This is a genomic window from Streptomyces sp. NPDC002870, from assembly GCF_042888505.1.
In the GTDB taxonomy this organism is placed as follows: Bacteria; Actinomycetota; Actinomycetes; order Streptomycetales; family Streptomycetaceae; genus Streptomyces.
This window is the reverse complement of the sequence record NZ_JBIAPW010000011.1, coordinates 1-23,234: the sequence shown is the minus strand read 5'-3', so window position 1 is coordinate 23,234 and position 23,234 is coordinate 1. Positions and strand designations below refer to the sequence as shown.

The window sequence follows — 23,234 nt, the reverse complement described above, 5'->3', positions numbered from 1 at the left end:
CCGGAGGAACACGCGGACGTGCTGGAGGTTTTGCATGCGCTCGCCGCGGTCCTGGGGGTCGACGCGGGACAGCTGGAGAAGATCCGCGAGGTCAAGGAGCGAGTGAGCGCGGCGGCTTCGCGGACCGGATCGTCTGGACCGGCAACCGCTGACGCAAACCGCTGACCACGGTCTGCGCGGAAGGTGGGGCGGGCCGGGTGGCCGGAGCTCGACAGCTTCCGGCCACCTCGGGAGATGGCAAGTGACTAGTCCACGATCACGTGCATTCCTCCGGCCACCGTGAGGAAGGTCCCGATCGCTGCCGGGAGGCCCCCCGCGGTCGCGACGGCGACAGCCGCCACCGCTGCGACCGCGATGATCACTGCCCAACGGAGCGGCAGTCGCTCCGGCTGACGCTCGGGCTCGTGCGAATTGCGAGAGTTGCGTACGCTCGGCAAAGGTGTGTCTCCTTCTTGCTTACCTGCTGAGGGGTGAGGCACCGGATGAGTGGCCCCCGGCTGGTCCCCGGGGGCCATCCGCATTCCTGCGGCCAACCGCGCCTGCGCTTCTTACTGGTGCCGAGCATGCCTGCGGAGGGTCGGGAGGTGCGAGTACACTGGCAGCGCGTCTTGATCCGCCAGTGAGGGCTCCATTGATTACGGTGACCGTGTAACTGGCGGATCAAGACGTTCAGATCAGCAAGGGGAAGTTGTTTCCATGATCTTTTTCCATGATCTTCAGCCCCTCTCCGCGGGTGAGCGCAAGCGCTACGAAGCCCGCCGCGTGAAGCTTGAGAAGAGCGAGGCCGAGGTCAGCAAGGCGTGTGAGAAGTTCGCCGAGGTCGAGACCGGAAGACAGCTGCGAGTCCGGTCCGAGTTCATGTTCCGCGCCGAGTCGGCCGAGCTCCCCGGGGATCCCTCGGACAGGCGCCTTCCACCGCCGCAGGATCGTCCGCCATCGACGCGCCTGCCCTCTCCCCGCGGGATCGCCCTCAGGGCCTATCTCACGGCCCTGTTCGTGGCCCAGTCACGAAATCCCGGCACCCACCCGGGCAACCCCCTGCCCTTGAACAACATCGACACAGTGAGCTGGGTCGACCTGTTCGCCACGCCATCAGAGCTGAGCCGGAAGGGCGACAGGAACTACGTCACCGTGCGCGACAAGAAGGTGCGGCAGCTGCACAGCGCCTTGGACCGCCTGTCGGGAGACGCGTTCCAACTCATTCACTTGCCCAATCGGAATAAGGGCAGGGGCAAGTACGAAGGGTTCCAGCTCCTCCACGAGCGCGGCGCGCCATACGAGGGTGGCAGCAACCCCGACCGCTACATGGTGGCGGAGGAGAGGGTCCCGTGGCTGCCAGCAGGGCTGTTCCACAACGGATGGATCCATCTACTGGAAGACACCGAGATCAACTTCCTGCTGATGCTGGCCTGGCTCCACTACCGATTCGGTGCCCAGCCCGTATTCGTCGCTAGTGACATCCGGCTCCGGCAGTTCGGCCTCGGCAAGGACGCATACGAGGCCCACAGAATGCTGAACCGGTTCGGTCTTGTGGATGTGGAGGAGGACCCTAACCGGCACCTCGATGGCTACCTCGTCACCGGGTACAACGAGGGAACCATGCCAAAACTCCACCGCTTCGAGCTTCGTCGCGAAGGCTTCGACGAGCAGGCCGTGCCCAAGATCCGCTCAGCGATCGAGCGGCGTTTGCGCTGATCACAGCGTCGCCCTCACCGGTGATAGCGCAACACCTGGACCAGCCCGAGGCCCGGGCCTCGGGCCCTGTTCGCCAACCTCTGCCGTCTTAGAGGGCCTCAGGGAGGCGCAGAGCAACACGCGCAGACCGGCTAGAGAACTTTCGGGGTCGACGGCTCCGCGCACCGCGGTGCGCTGTCGGCAGGTGGAGCCACCGTCGCCGTACTCGCCTGCGGTGTCGACGTCGTCTATCCGCGCGGCCATGCCGAATTGATCGGGCGCATCGCCGAACAGGGCCTGGTCATCGGGGAGTTGCCGCCTGGTGGCCATCCCACGCCCAGCAGATTCATCCTGCGAAACCGCGTGATCGCCGCGCTGACCAGGGGCACCGTCGTCGTCGAGGCCGAGTACCGCAGCGGTTCGCTGGTCACGGCGCGCAGCGCGCAGAAGCTCGGCCGCTTCACGATGGGGGTTCCTGGGCCTGTCACCAGCGGTCTCTCCGCCGGTGTGCACGAACTCCTGCGCGGTGAGGGCGTGCTGGTCACCGATGCCGACGAAGTGGCCGAGCTGGTCGGCGGCATCGGCGAGCTGGCGCCGGACAGACGTGGTCCTGTGCTCCCCAGGGATCTGCTGGATCCCATGAGCGCACGGGTTCTTGAGGCCCTTCCGGCCCGCGGCGCGGTCGGTGGGGAGCAGGTGGCCCGCGGCGCCGGGACGACGACCGACGAGACGCTCGGCAGGCTGTACGAACTGCACTCACTGGGCTTCGTGGAACGGCACGGGGACGGCTGGCAGTTGACGCACACGGGCATCGGCGGTTCGAACGCGCGGCGAGGCGGTCCTTGACCTGGAGCATTCGGGTGAAAAGGTGATGGCGATGACCTTTGCAGGCCTGTCGGCGACACCTGAGGGGCCGGCGCCAGCAGCGTCGGCCCCGGTTCGAAGGTATGGGCGACGGCAGGTACCCGCACAGGTTCGTTCCCCCGTCCTTCGCCCACCGCAACACCGCAGTCACGCTACGCTCACCTCGATTCCGGCCCAGACGCTCGTCCCCTCCCCCCTCACAGCAGAACGGCTCAAGGCAACGCATGCCCCAGCACACCTCCGGGTCTGACCGCGCGGCAGTGCCACCCGCTGCCCGTGGCACCGTGCGGCCCCCCGCTCCGTCGTCGCTCGACGAGCTGTGGCGGTCGTACAAGGCCACGGGTGACGAGCGGCTGCGGGAGCAGTTGATCCTGCACTACTCGCCGCTGGTGAAGTACGTCGCGGGCCGGGTGAGCGTCGGCCTGCCGCCCAACGTCGAACAGGCGGACTTCGTCTCCTCCGGAGTCTTCGGACTCATCGACGCCATTGAGAAGTTCGACATCGAACGATCCATCAAGTTCGAGACATACGCGATCACCCGGATCCGCGGCGCGATGATCGACGAACTCCGCGCGCTGGACTGGATCCCGCGCTCCGTACGGCAGAAGGCCAGGGCCGTGGAGCGCGCCTACGCCACGCTCGAAGCGCAGCTGAGACGTACGCCTTCGGAGTGCGAGGTCGCCGCCGAGATGGGCATTGCGGTCGAGGAACTGCATGTGGTTTTCAGCCAGTTGTCGCTGGCCAACGTCGTCGCGCTGGAGGAGCTGCTGCACGTCGGCGGCGAAGGCGGCGACCGGCTCAGCCTGATGGACACCCTCGAGGACACCGCCGCCGACAACCCGGTCGAAGTGGCCGAGGACAGGGAGTTGCGCCGGCTGCTCGCGCGCGCCATCAACACCCTGCCGGAGCGCGAGAAGACCGTCGTCACCCTCTACTACTACGAGGGCCTCACCCTCGCCGAGATCGGCAATGTCCTCGGCGTCACGGAGAGCAGGGTCAGCCAGATCCATACGAAGTCGGTGCTCCAGCTGCGGGCGAAGCTGGCCGACGTCGGACGTTGACACTGAATCGTCCCTGCCTCATCCGTAGAGTGGAGGCGTGCCCAGGATTCGAGCGGCCTCCGTGGCCGAGCACCGGACCATGCAGCGCGGCGCCCTGCTGGACGCCGCGCGCTCCCTGCTGTCCGAGGGCGGTACGGAGGCGCTGACCTTTCCCGCCCTCGCCGAGCGCACGGGCCTGGCCAGGTCCTCCGTCTATGAGTACTTCCGCTCGCGCGCCGCGGTCGTCGAGGAGCTCTGCGCGGTCGACTTCCCGGTCTGGGCGGCGGAGGTCGAGGCCGCGATGCAGCAGGCCGACACGGCGGAGGGCAAGGTCGAGGCGTACGTGCGCCAGCAGCTGGAGCTCGTCGGCGATCGGCGCCACCGGGCCGTTGTCGCGATCTCCGCGAGCGAGCTGGACGCCGGGGCGCGGGAGAAGATCCGTGCCGCGCACGGCGGGCTGATCGCGATGATCGTGGAGGCGCTCGCCGAGCTGGGCCACGAACAGCCCCGGCTGGCGGCGATGCTGCTGCAGGGCGTGGTGGACGCCGCGGTGCGCCGCATCGAGATCGGCGCGGCGGAGGACCCGTCGGCGATCGCCGAGGCGGCGGTGTCGATGGCCCTGCGGGGCGTGCGGGGCTGACCCCGCAAGGAGCCCGCGGACCCCGCCCCGCAACGGCTCCGTGGACCGGGACGGCTCCGTGGACCGGCGCGGCTCGGTGGACCGGGACGGCTCCGTGGACCGGCGCGGCTCGGTGGACCGGGACGGCTCCGTGGACCGGGACGGCCTAGCGCGCCTGGCTCTCGAGTCCGGCGCAGGACCCGGTGCGTCAGCGCGACCGTGATCAGCAGCCACACCGCGTGCAGCGCAGTCCCCGACGACCCCGCGAGAACCGGCGCTGCCACCCGCGCGGCGACCGGGGCGACAGACGCCTCAAGAGGCGGGACGCCGAGCACCGGCAGCAGCCGGGACGGAGAACGGCGCAGCAGCCAGGGCGGCAGCAGGGACAGCGGATCCAGATACTCCGCCCCGCGCAGCAGCCCCCAGTGCAGACAGCCCTTGGCACAGTGCGAAGGTCCCGGCTCGACGGTGGCCACCACCTGGCCCGCGCTCACCTCAGCGCCCTCCGGGAGCAGCGGGCGCACCGGTTCGTACGTCGTGCGCAGCGGCGGTTCACCCGTACCGGTGAGGGTGATGGACAGGACGCCGCGTCCCGCGACGCGGCCCGCGAAGAAGACCTGGCCGGGCGCCGCCGCCCGTACAGGGGTGCCCGGCGGCGCGGCCAGATCCACGCCGCGGTGCCCGGGCCCGTATGCCGAGTCCGGCGGATCCCAGCCGCGTAGGACCACGGGCCGCGGCGGACCCACCGGCCAGCTCCGGTCGGGATCGAGGGCAGACGCCGGAGGCGCGCTCAGCAGGGCAACGCCAAGGGCAACGACAATGGCGACAACAGGTACGAGAAGGCTTACGAGAAGGCTTACGAGAAGGCTTACGAGAAGTCTGCGGACTAAGCGGTACATGGCACAGACCGTCCCGCGGAACCCCGCGACCGCGTGGATCATGGTCCCGATCTGTGGAGTACTGACCGGTTGTGGACAGCGCCGTCACCCGGCACCGCGCCGGTCCCGTACACTTCTTCTGGCGATCCGGGTCACCGGGTCGACTTCGCACGCCCCGCCACCACACCCTCTTCAGGTCGGTGGCCGCGCTCCTCGGTCCCTTGTGGCACGGCGCGTCGGGGCGTCAGGACACAACCGAGAATCCAAGGAGATACGGCCATGGCCGTCGTCACGATGCGGGAGCTGCTGGAAAGCGGCGTCCACTTCGGTCACCAGACCCGTCGTTGGAACCCGAAGATGAAGCGATTCATCTTCACGGAGCGCAACGGCATCTACATCATCGACCTGCTCCAGTCGCTGTCGTACATCGACCGCGCCTACGAGTTCGTCAAGGAGACCGTCGCACACGGCGGCTCCATCATGTTCGTCGGCACCAAGAAGCAGGCCCAGGAGGCCATCGCCGAGCAGGCGACGCGCGTTGGCATGCCGTACGTCAACCAGCGTTGGCTGGGCGGCATGCTCACCAACTTCTCCACCGTCTACAAGCGCCTTCAGCGTCTGAAGGAGCTCGAGCAGATCGACTTCGAGGATGTGGCCGCGTCCGGCCTCACCAAGAAGGAGCTCCTGGTCCTCTCCCGCGAGAAGGCCAAGCTGGAGAAGACCCTTGGTGGTATCCGCGAGATGCAGAAGGTGCCCAGCGCCGTCTGGATCGTCGACACCAAGAAGGAGCACATCGCCGTCGGTGAGGCGCGCAAGCTCCACATCCCGGTCGTCGCGATCCTGGACACCAACTGCGACCCCGACGAGGTCGACTACAAGATCCCGGGCAACGACGACGCGATCCGTTCCGTCACCCTGCTCACCCGCGTGATCGCCGACGCCGTCGCCGAGGGCCTCATCGCCCGCTCCGGCGTCGCCACCGGCGACTCCAAGCCGGGCGAGAAGGCCGCCGGCGAGCCGCTCGCCGAGTGGGAGCGTGACCTCCTCGAGGGCGAGAAGAAGGCCGACTCCGACGAGACTGCCGAGGCTCCCGCCGAGGCCGAGAAGCCGGCCGAGGCCGCTGCTGAGGCTCCGGCCGCTGAGGCGCCCGCTGCCGAGGCTCCGGCTGCCGAGGCCCCGGCCGCCGAGGCTGAGAAGCCGGCCGCGGACGCCGAGCAGGCCTGACCGCACAGGTTCGGTAGTTGACGGCGGGGGGCGGTGCCACAAGCACCGGCCCCCGCCGCTCACCCGTAGATCTTCGACTTTCGACTTTCGAGAGAGAATCAAGGACATGGCGAACTACACCGCCGCTGACGTCAAGAAGCTCCGCGAGCTCACCGGCGCCGGCATGATGGACTGCAAGAAGGCGCTGGACGAGGCCGAGGGCAACGTCGACAAGGCAGTCGAGGCGCTGCGCATCAAGGGCCAGAAGGGCGTCGCCAAGCGCGAGGGCCGCTCCGCCGAGAACGGTGCCGTCGTCTCCCTGATCGCCGACGACAACACCTCGGGTGTCCTCGTCGAGCTGAAGTGCGAGACGGACTTCGTCGCCAAGGGCGACAAGTTCCAGGCAGTCGCCAATGCGCTCGCCGCCCACGTCGCCGCGACCTCCCCGGCCGACATCGAGGCGCTGCTCGCCTCCGAGATCGAGCCCGGCAAGACCGTCCAGGCGTACGTCGACGAGGCCAACGCCAACCTCGGCGAGAAGATCGTTCTGGACCGCTTCGCGCAGTTCACCGGCGGGTACGTCGCCGCGTACATGCACCGCACGATGCCCGACCTCCCGCCGCAGATCGGCGTCCTCGTCGAGCTCGACAAGGGGACCGACGAGGCCGCTGCGGTCGCCAAGGGCGTCGCGCAGCACATCGCCGCCTTCGCGCCGAAGTACCTCTCCCGCGAGGACGTCCCGGCCGACGTCGTCGAGGCCGAGCGCCGCGTCGCCGAGGAGACCACGCGCCAGGAGGGCAAGCCCGAGGCCGCCCTGCCGAAGATCGTCGAGGGTCGCCTCAACGGCTTCTTCAAGGACGCCACCCTCCTTGGCCAGCCGTACGCGCTCGACAACAAGAAGTCTGTCCAGAAGGTCCTGGACGAGGCCGGTGTCACGCTGAAGCGCTTCGCGCGCATCAAGGTCGGCATCTGACCCGTTAAGCGATCGACACGGGAGCCCGCTAGGGTTTCTTACGCAGTCACCGGTCGCGCTCGCGCCGGACGACCGCAGATCTGACGAGGAGGCCATTGCCGACAGGGATACCAGTACCCACGGCAATGGCCTTCTTCGTATGTGCACGAGGAGATCTCCATGAACAAGGGCGCGGACGCCAACCAGGCTGCCGATGACAAGAGCGACCACGACGTCAAGAAGGTCGGGCGCTTCATGCTGAAGCTGTCCGGTGAGGCCTTCGCCGGCGGTGGGGGGCTCGGTGTAGACCCCGACGTCGTACACGCAATGGCGCGCGAGATCGCCGCGGTTGTCCGCGACGGTGCTCAGATCGCGGTCGTCATCGGCGGCGGCAACTTCTTCCGCGGGGCCGAGCTGCAGCAGCGCGGCATGGACCGGGCCCGCTCCGACTACATGGGCATGCTCGGCACGGTGATGAACTGCCTCGCCCTCCAGGACTTCCTGGAGAAGGAGGGCATCGACTCCCGCGTCCAGACCGCCATCACCATGGGCCAGGTCGCGGAGCCGTATATCCCGCTGCGCGCAGTACGCCACCTGGAGAAGGGCCGCGTCGTCATCTTCGGCGCCGGTATGGGCATGCCCTACTTCTCCACCGACACCACCGCGGCGCAGCGCGCCCTGGAGATCGACGCCGAGGCCCTGCTGATGGGCAAGAACGGCGTCGACGGGGTCTACGACTCCGACCCCAAGACCAATCCCGACGCGGTGAAGTTCGACGCGCTGGAGTACGGCGAGGTGCTCTCCCGCAACCTCAAGGTCGCCGACGCCACCGCCATTACGCTCTGCCGCGACAACGCTCTTCCGATCCTCGTCTTCGAACTGCTCGCCGAGGGCAATATCGCCCGGGCCGTCAAGGGTGAGAAGATCGGCACGCTCGTGAGCGACCAGGGCACTCGGGCCTGACCCGGGGGACGACCCTCGAGGGATGGACAAAGTCCTGCCGGTCGGACACCGTGCAGGGAAGACGCGACACAGGGTTCCGCCGGCCCAGTTTGACGCCGGGCCTACTCAAGACACGCAGGAGCAAGTGGTGATCGAAGAGACCCTCCTCGAGGCCGAGGAGAAGATGGAGAAGGCCGTCCTGGTCGCCAAGGATGACTTCGCCGCGATCCGCACCGGACGTGCGCACCCGGCGATGTTCAACAAGATCGTGGCGGACTACTACGGTGCGCTGACCCCGATCAACCAGCTGGCCTCGTTCTCGGTTCCCGAGGCGCGGATGGCCGTGGTGACGCCGTTCGACAAGAGCGCGCTGCGCAACATCGAGCAGGCGATCCGCGACTCCGACCTCGGCGTCAACCCGAGCAACGACGGCAATATCATCCGGGTGGTGTTCCCGGAGCTCACGCAGGACCGCCGCAAGGAGTTCATCAAGGTCGCCAAGACCAAGGCCGAGGACTCCAAGATCTCGATCCGCTCCGTGCGCCGCAAGGCCAAGGAGACCATCGACAAGCTGATCAAGGACGGCGAGGTCGGCGAGGACGAGGGCCGCCGCGGAGAGAAGGAGCTCGACGACACCACCGCGAAGTACGTCTCGCAGGTGGACGAGCTGCTCAAGCACAAGGAAGCCGAGCTGCTCGAGGTCTGATGAACGACTCTTCCTGGGGGGCCCCGCCGAGAGCCGGTTTCTGGGGACCGCCCGACCAGGGGCCTGCCCCGGCGGGTCCCGCATACGATGAGCATGACGCACAGCAGACTCGGCCCATGCCCATCGTGCCGGACTTTCCCGACGCAGGTAGAGACGCCGAAGACCGCGACGACCGCGATCGCCGCGACGACAGCAACGACCGCGACCGGGGGGCCGCTCGGCTGGGCGGCCCCCCGTTCCGCGACGAGATTCCGCAGGAGCCCATGCCCACCCCGCCGTCGGCGGCCGAGCCGCCGCAGAAGAAACGGGCCGGCCGTGATCTGCGGGCGGCCATAGGGGTCGGCGCCGGTCTCGGCGCTGTGATCGTTGCGTCGCTCTTCATCGTCAAGGCCGTGTTCGTCGGCGTGATAGCGGTCGCCGTCGTGGTCGGGCTGTGGGAACTCACTTCGCGGCTGGAGGAGCGCAGGCAGATCAAGGCTCCGCTGGTGCCGCTCGCGGTGGGCGGCGCGGCGATGGTGGTGGCCGGCTATGTGCGCGGCGCGGAGGGCGCCTGGGTCGCCATGGCGCTCACAGCGCTGGCGGTGCTGGTCTGGCGGATGACCGAGCCTCCCGACGGCTATCTGAAGGATGTCACGGCGGGCGTCTTCGCAGCTTTCTACGTTCCTTTCCTGGCGACGTTCGTCGCGATGATGCTCACTGCGGACGACGGTCCGCAGCGGGTGCTCACCTTCCTGCTGCTGACCGTGGTCAGCGACACGGGCGCGTACGCCGTCGGCTGGCGCTTCGGCAGCCACAAGCTCGCGCCGCGCATCAGCCCCGGGAAGACCCGCGAGGGCCTGGGCGGCGCGGTGGCGTTCGCGATGGGCGCGGGTGCGTTGTGCATGCAGTTCCTCATCGAGGACGGCACCTGGTGGCAGGGTCTGCTGCTGGGCTTCGCGGTCGCGGTCAGCGCCACGCTCGGCGACCTGGGCGAGTCGATGATCAAGCGGGACCTGGGCATCAAGGACATGGGCACCCTGCTCCCGGGGCATGGCGGCATCATGGACCGGCTGGATTCCCTGCTGCCCACGGCTCCGGTGGTGTGGCTGCTGATGGTGATCTTCGTCGGATCCGGCTGACCCATCTGACCTGCACTTTTATGCATGAGGGGCTCGCTGTCCACAGGCGGCGGGCCCCTCTTCGTATCTCTGCGACACTGGTATCACCATGCCCAAGCCCGGAGAACTCACTTTCGTCGCGCCCCGCGGAGCCAAGAAGCCCCCGCGGCACCTCGCCGACCTCACGCCCGCCGAGCGCAAGGACGCCGTCGCCGCGATCGGCGAGAAGCCGTTTCGCGCCAAGCAGCTCTCGCAGCACTACTTCGCGCGGTACGCCCACGACCCCGCCCAGTGGACCGACATACCCGCCGCCGCGCGAGAGAAGCTCGCGTCCGAGCTGCTGCCCGATCTGATGTCGGTCGTACGGCACATCTCGTGCGACGACGACACCACCCGCAAGACGCTGTGGCGGCTGCACGACGGCACGCTCGTGGAGTCCGTGCTGATGCGCTACCCCGACCGGGTGACGATGTGCATCTCGTCGCAGGCCGGCTGCGGGATGAACTGCCCCTTCTGCGCGACCGGGCAGGCGGGGCTCGACCGCAATCTGTCGACCGCCGAGATCGTGCACCAGATCGTCGACGGCATGCGCGCTCTGCGAGACGGCGAGGTGCCGGGAGGCCCGACGCGGCTGTCCAACATCGTCTTCATGGGTATGGGCGAGCCGCTCGCCAACTACAAGCGGGTCGTCGGCTCCATCCGGCGCCTCACCGACCCCGAGCCTGACGGGCTCGGGCTCTCACAGCGCGGCATCACCGTGTCGACCGTCGGCCTGGTTCCCGCGATGCTGCGCTTCGCCGACGAGGGCTTCAAGTGCCGTCTCGCCGTCTCGCTGCACGCGCCGGACGATGAGCTGCGCGACACGCTCGTCCCGGTCAACACCCGCTGGAACGTACGGGAGGTGCTGGACGCCGCCTGGGAGTACGCGGAGAAGTCCGGCCGCCGTATCTCCATCGAGTACGCACTGATCAGGGACATCAACGACCAGGCGTGGCGGGGCGATCTGCTGGGCCGCCTCCTCAAGGGCAAGCGGGTCCATGTGAACCTGATCCCGCTCAACCCGACGCCTGGATCGAAGTGGACGGCCTCCCGTCCCGAGGACGAGAAGGCGTTCGTGGAGGCCATCGCGGCCCATGGCGTGCCCGTCACCGTCCGCGACACCCGTGGCCAGGAGATCGACGGAGCGTGCGGACAGCTCGCGGCATCCGAGCGGTAATCTTGGCTCGGACATTTTCATATTCCGACAGGGGAGCGCCACAGCGCTGAGAGTGCGACCGCTATGAACAAGCACAGCGGTCGCAGACCCTCTGAACCTTGCCCAGGTCATTCTGGGTAGGAAGTTCGGACACCACTCAAGCTGTTGCGCCCTGCTCACCTTGTGAGCAGGGCCGCGTCTCTTCCTGGTCACTCCAGGAGGAATCTCAGTGAGCACCACCAAGAAGCTGACGGTTACCGCCGTCGCCGCCGCTCTCGGCATATCCACCCTCGCGGCCTGCGGCGGGGAGTCCAAGGACTCCTCCTCCGGCGGCTCGAAGTCCAAGACCGTGACGCTCGTCAGCCATGACTCCTTCGCCGCCACCCCGGCCGTGCTGAAGGAGTTCACCCAGGAGACCGGCTACACGGTCAAGGTACTGAAGAGCGGTGACGCGGGTGCGGCGCTCAACAAGGAGATCCTCACCAAGGGCTCCCCGCAGGGCGATGTCTTCTTCGGCGTCGACAACACCCTGCTCTCGCGGGCGCTCGACCACGACCTGTTCACGCCGTACGTCGCCAAGGGCCTCGGCCAGGTGCCCGAAGAGGTGCAGCTCGACAAGGACAAGCACCGTGTCACGCCCGTCGACACCGGCGACATCTGCGTCAACTACGACAAGAAGTACTTCGCCGACAAGAAGCTCGCGCCCCCGCAGTCCTTCGACGACCTGATCAAGCCCGAGTACAAGAACCTCCTCGTCACCGAGAATGTCGCGACCTCGTCGCCCGGTCTCGGCTTCCTCCTCGGCAGCGTCGGCCATTACGGCGACGAAGGCTGGCAGGACTTCTGGAAGAAGCTGAAGGCCAACGGCGTCAAGGTCGTCGACGGCTGGGAGCAGGCGTACAACGAGGAGTTCTCCGGTTCGGCCGGTGGCAAGAAGGCCAAGGCGGACCGGCCGCTGGTCGTCTCGTACGCCTCCAGCCCGCCGGCCGAGGTGCTTTTCGCCGAGCCGCAGCCGACCGAGGCACCCACCGGTGTCGCGACGGGAACCTGCTTCCGCCAGACGGAGTTCGCGGGTCTTCTCGACGGCGCGAAGAACGAGGCGGGCGGCAAGGCCCTGCTGGACTTCCTGGTCTCCAAGAAGTTCCAGGAGGACATGCCGCTGAACATGTTCGTGAACCCGGTGGTCAAGGATGCGAAGCTGCCCGAGCTGTTCACCAAGTTCGGCGCGGTCGTCGACAAGCCGGAGACCGTCGCGCCCGACAAGATCGCCAAGAACCGTGAGCAGTGGGTTCAGTCGTGGTCCTCGCTCGTACTGAAGTAAGCAGGTCCGTCCGCGGGAATGCGGCGCGGCTCGGGCTGATGGCCGGGCCCGTCGCGTTCTTCGCGGTCTTCTTCGCCTACCCCGTCGTCGCGATCGTGGGCCGCGGTCTGGAGATCGACGGGGTATGGCAGTTCGGGCGGATCGGCGAGGTGCTGGGCCGCTCGGACATTCAGCAGGTGCTGTGGTTCACCACCTGGCAGGCGCTCGCCTCCACCGCGCTCACCCTGCTGATCGCGCTGCCCGGCGCGTACGTCTTCGCCCGCCTCGATTTTCCCGGGAAGCGGCTGCTGCGGGCGGTGGTCACTGTTCCGTTCGTGCTGCCGACCGTCGTCGTGGGGACGGCGTTCCTGGCGCTGCTGGGTCGCGGCGGGCTGCTCGACGAGCTGTGGGGCGTCAGGCTGGACACGACTGTCTGGGCGATCCTGCTCGCCCATGTCTTCTTCAACTACGCCGTGGTCGTACGGACCGTGGGCGGACTGTGGTCGCAACTCGACCCGCGTCAGGAGGAGGCCGCGCGAGTCCTGGGCGCCGGGCGGCTGACGGCCTGGCGACGGGTGACGCTGCCCGCGCTCGCGCCCGCCGTGGCCGCGGCGGCCCTGATCGTCTTTCTGTTCACCTTCACCTCCTTCGGTGTCGTACAGATCCTCGGCGGGCCGGGCTTGTCCACAGTTGAGGTGGAGATCTACCGGCAGACGGCTCAACTGCTGGATCTGCCCACGGCGGCGGTGCTCACACTGCTGCAGTTCGCCGCGGTCGGCGCGATCCTCGCCGTGCACGCGCGGACGGTTCGGCGGCGGGAGACAGCGCTGAAGCTGGTGGACCCGGCGCAGACCGCGCGGCGACCGCGTGGGGCGGGGCAGTGGGCGCTGCTCGGCGCGGTGCTCGCCACGATCCTGCTGCTGCTCCTGGCCCCGCTCGGCGTCCTGGTCGAGCGCTCCTTCGACGGTCCCGGCGGTTATGGCTTCGGCTACTACCGGGCGCTCGCCTCCGACGATGCGAGCGGTGGGGTGTTCCTCGTACCGCCCATCGACGCCGTGTGGAACTCGCTGCGTTACGCGCTCGTCGCGACCGCCATCGCGCTCGCCGTCGGCGGTCTCGCCGCGACCGCGCTCACCCGGAAGGCGGGCCGACTGGTGCGCGGCTTCGACGCGCTGCTGATGCTGCCGCTCGGCGTGTCCGCGGTGACCGTCGGCTTCGGGTTCCTCATCACCCTCGACAAGCCGCCGCTCGATCTGCGTGGGGCCTGGATTCTGGTGCCGCTCGCCCAGGCACTGGTCGGCGTGCCTTTCGTCGTACGCATCATGCTGCCGGTCCTGCGAGCGGTGGACGAACGACTGCGGGAGGCCGCGGCGGTGCTCGGCGCGTCCCCGCTGCGTGTGTGGCGGGAGGTGGACCTGCCGCTGGTGCGGCGGGCGCTGCTGATCGCCGCGGGGTTCGCATTCGCCGTGTCGCTCGGCGAGTTCGGGGCGACCGTCTTCATCGCCAGGCCCGACAATCCGACGCTGCCGGTGGCCGTGGCACGCCTTCTTGGCCGGCCCGGTGAGCTCAACTACGGGCAGGCGATGGCGCTGAGCACGATCTTGATGGTGGTGTGCGCGGCGGCGCTGCTGCTCCTCGAACGCATCCGAACCGACAAGACCTCCGGGGAGTTCTGATGGCCTTGCTGCGACTGGAGGGCGTGACCGTACGGTTCGGGGCGCGGACGGCGCTCGACTCGGTGGATCTGGACGTCGCCGAGCACGAGATCGTCTGTGTGCTGGGACCGAGCGGCAGCGGCAAGTCCACGCTGCTGCGGATCGTCGCCGGGCTCCAGACCGCAGACGCAGGGCGGGTGCTGCTGTCCGGCGCCGACCAGGCCGGGGTGCCGGTGCACCGCCGTGGTGTGGGCCTGATGTTCCAGGACCACCAGCTCTTCCCGCAGCGCGACGTGGGCGGCAACGTCGCCTTCGGGCTGCGGATGCACGGCAGCGGCCGGGCCGAACAGGGCCGCCGCGTCGATGAGTTGCTGGAGCTCGTCGGGCTGCCGGCCGCGCAGCGCCGGGCCGTTGCCTCGCTGTCCGGCGGGGAGCAGCAGCGAGTGGCGCTGGCCCGGGCGCTCGCGCCGGAGCCCCGGCTGCTGATGCTGGACGAGCCGCTCGGCCAGCTGGACCGCGGGCTGCGCGAGCGTCTCGTCGTCGAACTGCGCGGGCTGTTCGGACGGTTGGGCACCACCGTGCTCGCCGTCACCCACGACCAGGGTGAGGCCTTCGCGCTCGCCGACCGCGTCGTCGTCATGCGGGACGGACGGATCGCCCAGGCGGGCACGCCGCTGGAGGTCTGGGAGCGGCCCGCCTCCGAGTTCGTGGCCCGCTTCCTCGGCTTCGACAATGTGGTGGCGGCGACGGTGAGCGGCACCGCCGCCGACACGGTGTGGGGCAAGATCCCGGTGCCGGAGGGGGCGCCCCAGGGCGAGTGCAAGGTGCTGGTCCGGCCCGCCGGGGTGCGGCTGGCCTCCGCCTCGGAGGGGCTGCCCTGCACGGTCGAGGGGCGTACTTTCCGGGGCAACCACGTGGCCGTACAGCTGCGGCCCTGGGACGGGCCGCAGTTGGAGGCGGAGTGCTCGCTTCGGGACACGCCGGAGGAAGGGGCCGAGGTGGGGGTCGTCTTCGCCGCCGCCGACGTGGTGGTGCTGGACCCTGCCGGGTGAGACACGTGGCGGTGCCGGACCCTGCCGGGTGAGCTATTCGCTCGCGCAGGCGGCGGCGATCGCGAGGCTGTCCTCGTACACCCGGTAGCGGGTGATCAGACCCTCCTCGACGGTCAGCCGCATCGCGACGGGCGACCGGAAGGACTTAGAAGGTCCTGGACGGTGGCGCGGGTGCGGTCGGTCGGCCGGACGGCTAGGGGACGGTGACCAGTTCATCGGGGTGCGACTCGGCCGGCTCCGGTTCCTTGCCGTGGGCCTCGGGTGCGCCGAACCAGGCCACCGCGACCGCGCCCGCCACCGCCAGTACGAAGCCGAGAATCGCCATCCAGGCGAACCCGTGTCGGGACGAGTCGCCCAGCCACAGCACGCCGATCATGCCCGGCAGCACGGTCTCGCCCACGACCAGCGCCGCTGTCGCGCCGTTCACCGAGCCGATCTGCAGGGCGACGGTGTGCAGATACATGCCGCCGATCCCGGCCACCAGGATCGCGTACAGCGCCGGGTCCGAGAGCAGGGCGCCCAGGTCGAAGGGGTCGATGCCGTTCAGTACGCGTACGCCGACGCCCAGCGCGCCGAAGCCGAGGCCGGACAGCAGACCCGCCAGGATCGCGGCGCGCGCGCCGAGGAGGCGTACGGCTACGGTGCCGCCGACCATCAGCAGCAGCGAGATCGCCAGCAGCCACCAGTGGGTCGCGATCGGGGTATGGCCGCTGCCCTCCGGGCCCGCAGCCGTGGCCAGCAGCACCAGGGCCGAGCAGACGACGCCGATGGAGGTCCACTCGGCGCGGTTCAGCCTGATGCCCAGCAACCGCACGCTCAGCACCGCAGTGATCACCAGGTTCGCGCTGATCACGGTCTGCGAGAGGAACAGCGGGAGCAGGCGGGCGGCCAGTGCGCCCAGGCCGAAGCCGACGAAGTCCAGGATCGTGCCGACGATGAACTCCCAGGTCATCGCGGCCTGCGCGGTGGAGGACAAGTTCGGCCCGCCGTGCTGGGTGACGCCCGCAGCGGCCGCCGTGCGGCGGGCGGCCTTGCGGGATCCCACGGCTTGCAGCACCGACCCCGTGCCGTAACAGATCGAGGCCGCGACAGCGGTCAGTAGGCCGATCAGCACCAGGGGCTCCGTTCACGTGGGGTCAGTCCAACTGCCAGACGTGAGTTCGGGGCCGGAAGTTGCTTTTGCTTTCGTGCCGCTCGTCACCCGAGGCCGGTGAGGCGGCGCAGCGCGCCAGGCGCCTCGTCGACCGAATCGACGAGCGCGATACGGGACTCCATGGAGCGGCCCGCGGCGAGCGACTGGAGCAGCGGCCAGGTGGGGAGCCGCTCCGTCCAGTGCGTTCGGTTGACGAGGACCATGGGGGTCGGCTCGCCGCGGGACTCGTAGTAGTTCGGGGTCGCGTTGTCGAAGATCTCCTGGACCGTGCCCGCGGCGCCGGGCAGGAAGATCACGCCGGCGTTGCAGCGGGCGAGGAGGCCGTCCTCGCGGGTGGCGTTGGCGAAGTACTTGGCGATGTGGCCGGCGAAGGCGTTCGGCGGCTCGTGGCCGTAGAACCAGGTGGGGATGCCGACGGAGTCACCGCCGCCGGGCCAGCGGCCTCGCACCTCGAACGCAGCGCCCGCCCAGTCGGAGATCGAGGGGATGAACGAGGGGGCCTTGGCGAGGAGTTCGAGCGCCTCGTCGAGCATCTCGTCGGTGTGCGGGGCGGCGTACGCACCGAGGTTCGCGGCCTCCATGGCACCGGGTCCGCCACCGGTGGCGACGGTGAAGCCGGCCCTCGCGAGGGCCCGTCCGAGGCGTGCGGCGCCGGCGTACGCGTCTGTGCCGCGGGCCATCGCGTGGCCGCCCATCACGCCCACGACCCGGGCGCCGACGAGGAGTTCGTCCAGGGCGTCGGAGATCGCGTCGTCGTGGATCGACCGGAGCATCGAGGCGAAAATGTCGCCGTCAGCCTTGGTCCGCTGGAACCAGTCGTAGGCGAGGGCGTCGGGCGTGGCTTCGTAGCCGTCGGCGGCGAGGCCTTCGAAGAGCTCGTCGGGGGAGTAGAGGAGCCCGCGGTACGGGTCGAAGGGCAGATCGGGGACGGGCGGAAATACCAGCGCGCCGTCGGCCCTGACCTTGGCGGCGGCGTCGGGATGCATGGGGCAGCCGAGGAAGACGGCGCCGGTGGTGTCGGCGGAGAGCAGCGCGAAGGTGCGGTCTGTCAGGTCGACGGACTGGACGCGGTGCCCGACGAGTGAGCCGTGGGCGACGACGTGGTCGAACTCCTCGAGGGTCTCTGTCTCGCGATCGTCGCTGTGGGCCTGCCGTCCGTGTCCATGCACCATGCGGCCACGATAGGCCCTGCGGGTGGGGCGGCGCGGGCCGCGTACGCCGTCGGCCGGCCGCCCAGGTGCTCAGCTTGAGAACGGGACCGCTGCCAGGGCCGTCACCGCCCAGGTCAGCGGGGCGAAAACCGCCAGAAGTGCCGCCGCGCGCAGGGCGGTTGCGTGGCGCAGGACTCTCGCGGGGATGCCCAGGCTGCGCAGCGAGTCCCTGGTCATGGCGCGGGTCTGCCCGGCGTCCAGAACCGAGACCATCAGCGTCGCGGTCGTGCACGTCACCACCAGTGCCGCGCCCAGGCCGGTCAGCAGGCCGAGGGAGGGTTCGGCCGCGCCGTCGTACAGGGTGCCGGCCGCGATCGCCGCCGACGCGACCGCGCACACCACGCCGAGCGGGCGGCCGATGCGGCTGGCTTCCGCCATCAGGATGCGGCCCGCCAGCAGCCGGGTCGCGCCCGGGCGCAGCGCCTGGAGGAGGCGGCCGCTGAAGTGTGCGATGCCCGGGCCCGCCAGGGCCAGGCCCAGCGCGGTGAGGGTCCAGCCGGCGAGGACGCCGACCGGGTTGCCGTCGATCTTGCCGGGGAGGGGGAGCGGTGAGCCGGCGCCGCTGCGGCTCGTGTACGTCTCGACGGCCATGCCCACGGCGATCAGCGCGACGCCCCACGGCAGCTCGGTCGGTGCGGCGGACGACGCGTCCGGCGCCGGAGGCACCCGGCGCGGGCGCATGGCCAGCGCCGCGGCGACCGAGGCCAGCAGCGGCACCACCGCGAGGAGCGTCAGCGCGGCCGCCAGCGGCAGCGGCTGGTCCGCGGCCAGCAGCTCGGCCGCTGCCCCGTCGAACGGAAGCCCCGTCAGATCGCCCCGCAGATGGAGGAAGACGAGCAGCGCGATCATGCTGCCGAGCGTGCCGGAGACGGCCGTGGAGACAGCGGCCAGGGCGGTGAGCCTGGCGGGCCCCAGGCCGACCGCCGAGAGGCCCGGCCTCGGCCGCGTACTGGGATCCGTGCGAGCCACCGCCACCGCGAAGTGCACCGTCGCCGCGAGCGGGATCAGGCACCAGAGCAGCCGGAGCCCAGAGGTGCCCGAGTCGGTGGGATGGGACAGCGCGTAGGTCAGCGTGCACAGCAGCAGGAAGCCCACACCCGCCGACGCCGCCGCCACCATCAGCCGGCGCAGCAGCACGAGAGGGTGCGTACCGCGGGCTAGACGGAGAGCGAGCACTCGGCTCGGCCTTCCGCGTCGGCGGTCGCGAGCGAGTTGACGCGCCGGCCGTCCACGAGCGTGACCGAGCGGTCCGCGAGCGTCGCCACCTCCGGGTCGTGCGTGGCGAGCACGACGGTGATCCGGTGCGAGCGGGCCGCGGCCGTCAGCGTACGCAGCACCTGCGCCCCGTCCGCGCGGTGCAGTGTCGCCGTCGGCTCGTCGGCGAACAGCACCAGCGGTGTGCTGACCAGCGCCCGCGCCGTGGCGACCCGCTGCCGCTGCGCCTGCAGCAGCGCATGCGGTCGCAGCCGGGCGCACGCGCCGATGTCGAGCCGATCCAGCCACTCCATCGCCGTGGCCTTCGCGCGGCGGTGCGAGGCGCCGCGCAGCAGCAGCGGCAGGGCCGCGTTCTCCCACGCCGTCAGCTCGGGGACGAGCGTCGGCTCGGGGTCGATCCAGCCGAACCGGCTGCGCCGGAGCCGCTCGCGCAGCAGCGGGGTCAGCGTGTGCACGGGGGAGCTGTTGAACCACACCTCGCCCTTGTCGGCGACGAGTTGGCCGGACAGACACCGCAGCAGCGTCGTCTTACCGCTGCCGCGCGGACCGTACACGGCGAGGATCTCGCCCTCGCGCACACCCAGCGATACGCCGACGAGCGCGGGCGAGCCGCTGTGGGAGTGGTGCAGGGAACGTGCCCAGAGCACATCGTTGTCCGGCGGGGCCACCATGGCGTACACCTCGGTTCTGATCAGATTTCTCCTCCCCCGTACGGGGGAACGAAGTCAGGGCCGATCGGTCACTCGGCACGGTAAGGATTCAGAACCGGCGTATCGGGAAGCACGCGGCCCGGGTGCACCGCATCCCACTCGGATGGCCGAATGAGATGCCGGTGCCCCGGGCCGTAAGCGGCTGAACGGTCAGAGCTTCGCCCATGCCTCCGTGAGGACCGTACGCAGAATCTGCTCGATCTCGTCGAACGTCGACTGGTCGGCGATCAGCGGCGGCGCCAGCTGCACGACCGGGTCACCGCGGTCGTCGGCACGGCAGTACAGACCGTTCTCGTACAGCGCCTTGGAGAGGAAGCCGTAGAGCACGCGCTCGGTCTCCTCGTCCGTGAAGGACTCCTTGGTGACCTTGTCCTTCACCAGCTCGATGCCGTAGAAGAAGCCGTTTCCGCGGACGTCGCCGACGATCGGCAGGTCGTGCAGCTTCTGCAGCGTGGACAGGAAGTTGCCCTCGTTGTCCAGGACGTGCTGGTTGAGGCCCTCGCGCTCGAAGATGTCGAGGTTGGCCAGGCCCACCGCGGCGGAGACCGGGTGGCCGCCGAAGGTGTAGCCGTGCAGGAAGGTGTTGTCACCCTTGTAGAACGGCTCTGCGAGGCGGTCGGAGATGATGCACGCGCCGATCGGGGAGTAGCCCGAGGTCATGCCCTTGGCGCAGGTGATCATGTCCGGTACGTAGCCGAACTTGTCGCAGGCGAACGTCGTGCCGAGCCGGCCGAAGGCGCAGATGACCTCGTCCGACACGAGCAGCACGTCGTACTGGTCGCAGATCTCACGGACCCGCTGGAAGTACCCGGGCGGCGGCGGGAAGCAGCCACCGGCGTTCTGTACCGGCTCCAGGAAGACCGCCGCGACCGTGTCGGCGCCCTCGAAGAGGATCTGCTGCTCGATCTGGTCGGCGGCCCAGCGGCCGAAGGCCTCCGGGTCGTCGCCGTGGATCGGCGCGCGGTAGATGTTGGTGTTCGGCACCTTGCGCGCGCCGGGGACCAGCGGCTCGAAAGGTGCCTTGAGCGCGGGCAGGCCGGTGATGGACAGGGCGCCCTGCGGAGTGCCGTGGTAGGCGACCGCACGCGAGATGACCTTGTACTTGGTGTGCTTGCCCTGCAGCTTGAAGTACTGCTTCGCCAGCTTCCAGGCGGTCTCGACGGCCTCGCCGCCGCCGGTGGTGAAGAAGACCTTGTTGAGGTCGCCGGGGGCGTGGTGCGCGAGCCGCTCGGCGAGTTCCACGGCCTTGGGGTGGGCGTAGGACCACACCGGGAAGAAGGCGAGCTCCTGCGCCTGCTTGAAGGCGGCCTCGGCGAGCTCTACCCGTCCGTGGCCGGCGTTGACCACGAAGAGGCCGGCGAGGCCGTCGAGGTAGCGCTTGCCCTTGTCGTCGTAGATGTAGGTGCCCTCACCACGCACGATGGTGGGGACGGGTGCGTTCTCGTACGACGACATGCGGGTGAAGTGCATCCACAGGTGGTCGTAGGCGGCTTTGGAGAGGTCCTTGCTCACGGCTATCGGGTTCCCCACATATAGGTCTGCTTCTTGAGCTTGAGGTAGACGAAGCTCTCGGTGGTGCGCACGCCGGGGAGCGCGCGTATCCGTTTGTTGATCACTTCGAGCAGGTGGTCGTCGTCCTCGCAGACGATCTCCACCATGAGGTCGAACGAGCCCGCGGTCATCACCACGTACTCGCACTCGGCCATGGCGGTGAGCGCGTCGGCCACCGGGTCGACGTCTCCCTCGACCGTGATGCCGACCATCGCCTGGCGTCGCAGGCCCACGGTGAGTGGGTCCGTGACTGCGACGATCTGCATCACGCCCTGGTCGAGCAGCTTCTGGACGCGCTGCCGGACGGCCGCTTCCGACAGGCCGACGGCCTTGCCGATGGCGGCGTACGGACGGCGACCGTCCTCCTGGAGCTGTTCGATGATTGCGAGGGAGACGGCATCGATGGTCGAAGACGATCCGCCGCCGTTCCTGGAGTCTGCGTTGCGACTGGCCACGAGCTCACTCTGCACTGCGACTCGTCTGTCCCGCAAGCCCCGAGCGATGAAATTCGTTGTTCTGAGGCCGCAATCTCACTGATTCCGAAGTTGCGGAGGGTTGGGGCTGTCGAAAGCGTCACGTAGGAGATTAGGGTGGAGGTCTCACCCATCGGACATCTGACAGGAGGGGTGGCAACAGTGACCACCGAGCTGCGTCGTCTGCGCAACTACATCAACGGGGAGTTCCGGGACGCCGCCGACGGGCGGACAATCGAGGTCGTCAACCCGGCCACCGGTGACGTGTACGCCACGTCGCCGCTCTCCGGGCAGGCCGACGTCGACGCCGCCATGGACGCTGCCGCGGCCGCCTTCCCCGGCTGGCGCGACACCACCCCGGCCGAGCGCCAGAAGGTCCTGCTGAAGATCGCGGACGCCTTCGAGGAGCGGGCCGAGGACCTGATCGCGGCCGAGTCGGAGAACACCGGCAAGCCGCTCGAGCTCACCCGCACCGAAGAGATCCCGCCGATGGTGGACCAGATCCGCTTCTTCGCGGGCGCGGCGCGGATGCTGGAGGGCCGGTCGGCCGGCGAGTACATGGAGGGCTTCACCTCCATCGTCCGGCGTGAGCCGGTCGGCGTCTGCGCGCAGGTCGCGCCGTGGAACTACCCGATGATGATGGCCGTCTGGAAGTTCGCGCCGGCGCTGGCGGCGGGCAACACCGTCGTCATCAAGCCGTCCGACACGACGCCCGCGTCGACGGTCCTGATCGCCGAGATCATCGGCTCGATCGTGCCGAAGGGCGTCTTCAACGTCATCTGCGGTGACCGGGAGACCGGCCGCGCCATGGTCGAGCACCCGACCCCGGCGATGGCGTCCATCACCGGTTCCGTACGGGCGGGCATGCAGGTCGCCGCGTCCGCGGCCAAGGACGTCAAGCGCGTCCATCTCGAGCTGGGCGGCAAGGCGCCGGTCGTCGTCTTCGAGGACACCGACATCGCCAAGGCCGTCGAGGACATCTCGGTGGCGGGCTACTTCAACGCGGGCCAGGACTGTACGGCCGCGACGCGCGTCCTCGTGCACGAGTCGATCCACGACGAGTTCGTGTCGGCGCTGGCGAAGGCGGCGGCGGACACGAAGACGGGCGCGCCGGACGACGCGGACGTGCTGTACGGCCCGCTGAACAACGCGAACCAGCTGGCGCAGGTCTCGGGCTTCATCGACCGGCTGCCGGCGCACGCGAAGGTCGAGGCGGGCGGCCACCGGGTCGGCGACAAGGGCTACTTCTACTCGGCGACGGTCGTCTCCGGACTGAAGCAGGACGACGAGATCATCCAGAACGAGGTCTTCGGCCCGGTCATCACGGTGCAGTCGTTCTCGGACGAGGCGCAGGCGCTTGCCTGGGCGAACGGCGTGGAGTTCGCGCTGGCGTCGTCGGTGTGGACGAAGGACCACGCGCGGGCGATGCGGATGTCCAAGGCGCTGGACTTCGGGTGTGTGTGGATCAACACGCACATCCCGCTGGTGGCGGAGATGCCGCACGGCGGCTTCAAGAAGTCGGGGTACGGGAAGGACCTGTCGGCGTACGGGTTCGACGACTACACGCGGATCAAGCACGTGATGACGTCGCTGGACGCGTAGTTACTGGGCGGGGGGGGGGGGGGGGGGGGGCCCCCCCCCCCCCCCCCCCCCACACCCCCGGGGGGGCCCCCCCCCCCCCCCCCCCCGGGGGGCCCCCCCCCCCCCCCCCCCCCCCCCCCCGGCCCCCCCCCCCCCCCCCCCC

21 protein-coding genes, 2 pseudogenes and 1 riboswitch are annotated in these 23,234 nt (G+C 69.4%); of the genes and pseudogenes, 15 read left to right on the top strand and 8 right to left on the bottom strand.

Annotated features, from left to right (window positions below):
• Positions 1 to 18 precede the first annotated feature (18 nt).
• A complete protein-coding gene (locus tag ACFYWY_RS15975; RefSeq protein ID WP_389185839.1) occupies positions 19 to 165 on the top strand; it encodes a hypothetical protein in 147 nt (48 codons plus the stop codon).
• 80 nt (positions 166 to 245) lie between these two features.
• On the opposite strand, the gene ACFYWY_RS15970 is transcribed toward ACFYWY_RS15975, so the two are convergent.
• Entirely contained in the window at positions 246 to 437 is a 192-nt protein-coding gene (locus ACFYWY_RS15970) for a hypothetical protein (protein ID WP_389185836.1), read from the bottom strand.
• A 259-nt stretch (positions 438 to 696) separates the two neighbouring features.
• Here ACFYWY_RS15970 and ACFYWY_RS15965 point away from each other — a divergent pair, with 259 nt between their 5' ends.
• From ACFYWY_RS15965 to ACFYWY_RS15950, 4 genes and pseudogenes are all read left to right on the top strand, one after another.
• Complete coding sequence (locus tag ACFYWY_RS15965; RefSeq protein ID WP_389185833.1) at positions 697 to 1,695, top strand: hypothetical protein; 999 nt, start codon at positions 697 to 699, stop codon at positions 1,693 to 1,695.
• Between the two features lie 141 nt (positions 1,696 to 1,836).
• Positions 1,837 to 2,520: pseudogene (locus ACFYWY_RS15960) on the top strand (DNA-processing protein DprA); the annotation flags it as partial.
• 242 nt (positions 2,521 to 2,762) lie between these two features.
• A complete protein-coding gene (gene whiG / locus ACFYWY_RS15955) occupies positions 2,763 to 3,599 on the top strand; it encodes an RNA polymerase sigma factor WhiG (RefSeq protein ID WP_307660839.1) in 837 nt (278 codons plus the stop codon).
• Positions 3,600 to 3,660: 61 nt separating this feature from the next.
• Positions 3,661 to 4,218 (top strand): TetR/AcrR family transcriptional regulator, encoded by a 558-nt coding sequence (locus ACFYWY_RS15950; protein WP_389186347.1) that lies wholly within the window; start codon positions 3,661 to 3,663, stop codon positions 4,216 to 4,218.
• Between the two features lie 299 nt (positions 4,219 to 4,517).
• Here ACFYWY_RS15950 and ACFYWY_RS15945 read toward each other — a convergent pair.
• A pseudogene (locus tag ACFYWY_RS15945) lies at positions 4,518 to 5,096 on the bottom strand (M23 family metallopeptidase); the annotation flags it as partial.
• A gap of 258 nt (positions 5,097 to 5,354) precedes the next feature.
• Between ACFYWY_RS15945 and rpsB the strand changes: the two are divergent.
• The 9 genes from rpsB (at position 5,355) to ACFYWY_RS15900 (ending at position 15,177) form a co-directional block, all read left to right on the top strand.
• A complete protein-coding gene (gene rpsB / locus ACFYWY_RS15940) occupies positions 5,355 to 6,299 on the top strand; it encodes a 30S ribosomal protein S2 (protein ID WP_389185829.1) in 945 nt (314 codons plus the stop codon).
• A 106-nt stretch (positions 6,300 to 6,405) separates the two neighbouring features.
• Positions 6,406 to 7,251 carry a translation elongation factor Ts gene (gene tsf / locus ACFYWY_RS15935; protein ID WP_389185826.1) on the top strand — a complete coding sequence of 282 codons (846 nt, stop codon included), beginning with the start codon at positions 6,406 to 6,408 and terminating at the stop codon, positions 7,249 to 7,251.
• Between the two features lie 159 nt (positions 7,252 to 7,410).
• Positions 7,411 to 8,193 (top strand): UMP kinase, encoded by a 783-nt coding sequence (gene pyrH / locus ACFYWY_RS15930; protein ID WP_389185823.1) that lies wholly within the window; start codon positions 7,411 to 7,413, stop codon positions 8,191 to 8,193.
• A 127-nt stretch (positions 8,194 to 8,320) separates the two neighbouring features.
• Positions 8,321 to 8,878 carry a ribosome recycling factor gene (frr, locus tag ACFYWY_RS15925; RefSeq protein WP_389185821.1) on the top strand — a complete coding sequence of 186 codons (558 nt, stop codon included), beginning with the start codon at positions 8,321 to 8,323 and terminating at the stop codon, positions 8,876 to 8,878.
• Positions 8,878 to 9,996: a phosphatidate cytidylyltransferase gene (locus ACFYWY_RS15920; RefSeq protein WP_389185818.1), complete on the top strand. Its 1,119-nt coding sequence runs from the start codon at positions 8,878 to 8,880 to the stop codon at positions 9,994 to 9,996. The genes frr and ACFYWY_RS15920 overlap by 1 nt, the downstream gene beginning before the upstream one ends.
• An 88-nt stretch (positions 9,997 to 10,084) precedes the next feature.
• Positions 10,085 to 11,191, top strand: a complete 1,107-nt coding sequence (gene rlmN, locus ACFYWY_RS15915; protein WP_389185815.1) for a 23S rRNA (adenine(2503)-C(2))-methyltransferase RlmN — start codon at positions 10,085 to 10,087, stop codon at positions 11,189 to 11,191.
• A 19-nt stretch (positions 11,192 to 11,210) separates the two neighbouring features.
• Positions 11,211 to 11,332: riboswitch (TPP riboswitch) on the top strand.
• Positions 11,333 to 11,399: 67 nt separating this feature from the next.
• Entirely contained in the window at positions 11,400 to 12,491 is a 1,092-nt protein-coding gene (locus ACFYWY_RS15910; RefSeq protein ID WP_389185812.1) for a thiamine ABC transporter substrate binding subunit, read from the top strand.
• Between the two features lie 38 nt (positions 12,492 to 12,529).
• Positions 12,530 to 14,146, top strand: coding sequence for an ABC transporter permease (locus tag ACFYWY_RS15905; RefSeq protein WP_389185809.1), 1,617 nt, complete (start codon positions 12,530 to 12,532; stop codon positions 14,144 to 14,146).
• On the top strand, positions 14,146 to 15,177 hold the full coding sequence (locus ACFYWY_RS15900; RefSeq protein ID WP_389185806.1) for an ABC transporter ATP-binding protein: 1,032 nt from the start codon (positions 14,146 to 14,148) through the stop codon (positions 15,175 to 15,177). Before ACFYWY_RS15905 ends, ACFYWY_RS15900 begins: the two co-directional genes overlap by 1 nt.
• A 193-nt stretch (positions 15,178 to 15,370) precedes the next feature.
• Here ACFYWY_RS15900 and ACFYWY_RS15895 read toward each other — a convergent pair whose 3' ends face one another.
• From ACFYWY_RS15895 to ACFYWY_RS15870, 6 genes are all read right to left on the bottom strand, one after another.
• Positions 15,371 to 16,291, bottom strand: coding sequence for a hypothetical protein (locus ACFYWY_RS15895; RefSeq protein ID WP_389185803.1), 921 nt, complete (start codon positions 16,289 to 16,291; stop codon positions 15,371 to 15,373).
• A gap of 83 nt (positions 16,292 to 16,374) precedes the next feature.
• Positions 16,375 to 17,502 carry an LOG family protein gene (locus tag ACFYWY_RS15890; protein WP_389185800.1) on the bottom strand — a complete coding sequence of 376 codons (1,128 nt, stop codon included), beginning with the start codon at positions 17,500 to 17,502 and terminating at the stop codon, positions 16,375 to 16,377.
• A 69-nt stretch (positions 17,503 to 17,571) separates the two neighbouring features.
• Positions 17,572 to 18,717, bottom strand: a complete 1,146-nt coding sequence (locus ACFYWY_RS15885) for a hypothetical protein (protein WP_389185797.1) — start codon at positions 18,715 to 18,717, stop codon at positions 17,572 to 17,574.
• Entirely contained in the window at positions 18,699 to 19,427 is a 729-nt protein-coding gene (locus ACFYWY_RS15880) for an ABC transporter ATP-binding protein (RefSeq protein WP_389185794.1), read from the bottom strand. The genes ACFYWY_RS15885 and ACFYWY_RS15880 overlap by 19 nt, the downstream gene beginning before the upstream one ends.
• A 189-nt stretch (positions 19,428 to 19,616) precedes the next feature.
• On the bottom strand, positions 19,617 to 20,996 hold the full coding sequence (locus tag ACFYWY_RS15875; protein WP_389185791.1) for an aspartate aminotransferase family protein: 1,380 nt from the start codon (positions 20,994 to 20,996) through the stop codon (positions 19,617 to 19,619).
• Positions 20,981 to 21,472 (bottom strand): Lrp/AsnC family transcriptional regulator, encoded by a 492-nt coding sequence (locus ACFYWY_RS15870; protein WP_389185788.1) that lies wholly within the window; start codon positions 21,470 to 21,472, stop codon positions 20,981 to 20,983. Before ACFYWY_RS15870 ends, ACFYWY_RS15875 begins: the two co-directional genes overlap by 16 nt.
• A 180-nt stretch (positions 21,473 to 21,652) precedes the next feature.
• Here ACFYWY_RS15870 and ACFYWY_RS15865 point away from each other — a divergent pair, with 180 nt between their 5' ends.
• The gene (locus ACFYWY_RS15865) at positions 21,653 to 23,092 is read left to right on the top strand and encodes a gamma-aminobutyraldehyde dehydrogenase (RefSeq protein WP_389186344.1); all 1,440 of its coding nucleotides are present in this window, start codon (positions 21,653 to 21,655) and stop codon (positions 23,090 to 23,092) included.
• Positions 23,093 to 23,234 lie beyond the last annotated feature (142 nt).

What these genes read in the sequence shown, in the direction of transcription:
- ACFYWY_RS15890 (WP_389185800.1), bottom strand. Translation starts at nt 17,502, where the DNA reads ATGGTGCATGGACACGGACGGCAGGCCCACAGCGACGATCGCGAGACA.
- ACFYWY_RS15965 (WP_389185833.1), top strand. Translation starts at nt 697, where the DNA reads ATGATCTTTTTCCATGATCTTCAGCCCCTCTCCGCGGGTGAGCGCAAG.
- tsf (WP_389185826.1), top strand. Translation starts at nt 6,406, where the DNA reads ATGGCGAACTACACCGCCGCTGACGTCAAGAAGCTCCGCGAGCTCACC.
- ACFYWY_RS15920 (WP_389185818.1), top strand. Translation starts at nt 8,878, where the DNA reads ATGAACGACTCTTCCTGGGGGGCCCCGCCGAGAGCCGGTTTCTGGGGA.
- ACFYWY_RS15880 (WP_389185794.1), bottom strand. Translation starts at nt 19,427, where the DNA reads ATGGTGGCCCCGCCGGACAACGATGTGCTCTGGGCACGTTCCCTGCAC.
- ACFYWY_RS15900 (WP_389185806.1), top strand. Translation starts at nt 14,146, where the DNA reads ATGGCCTTGCTGCGACTGGAGGGCGTGACCGTACGGTTCGGGGCGCGG.
- whiG (WP_307660839.1), top strand. Translation starts at nt 2,763, where the DNA reads ATGCCCCAGCACACCTCCGGGTCTGACCGCGCGGCAGTGCCACCCGCT.
- rlmN (WP_389185815.1), top strand. Translation starts at nt 10,085, where the DNA reads ATGCCCAAGCCCGGAGAACTCACTTTCGTCGCGCCCCGCGGAGCCAAG.
- ACFYWY_RS15905 (WP_389185809.1), top strand. Translation starts at nt 12,530, where the DNA reads ATGGCCGGGCCCGTCGCGTTCTTCGCGGTCTTCTTCGCCTACCCCGTC.
- pyrH (WP_389185823.1), top strand. Translation starts at nt 7,411, where the DNA reads ATGAACAAGGGCGCGGACGCCAACCAGGCTGCCGATGACAAGAGCGAC.
- rpsB (WP_389185829.1), top strand. Translation starts at nt 5,355, where the DNA reads ATGGCCGTCGTCACGATGCGGGAGCTGCTGGAAAGCGGCGTCCACTTC.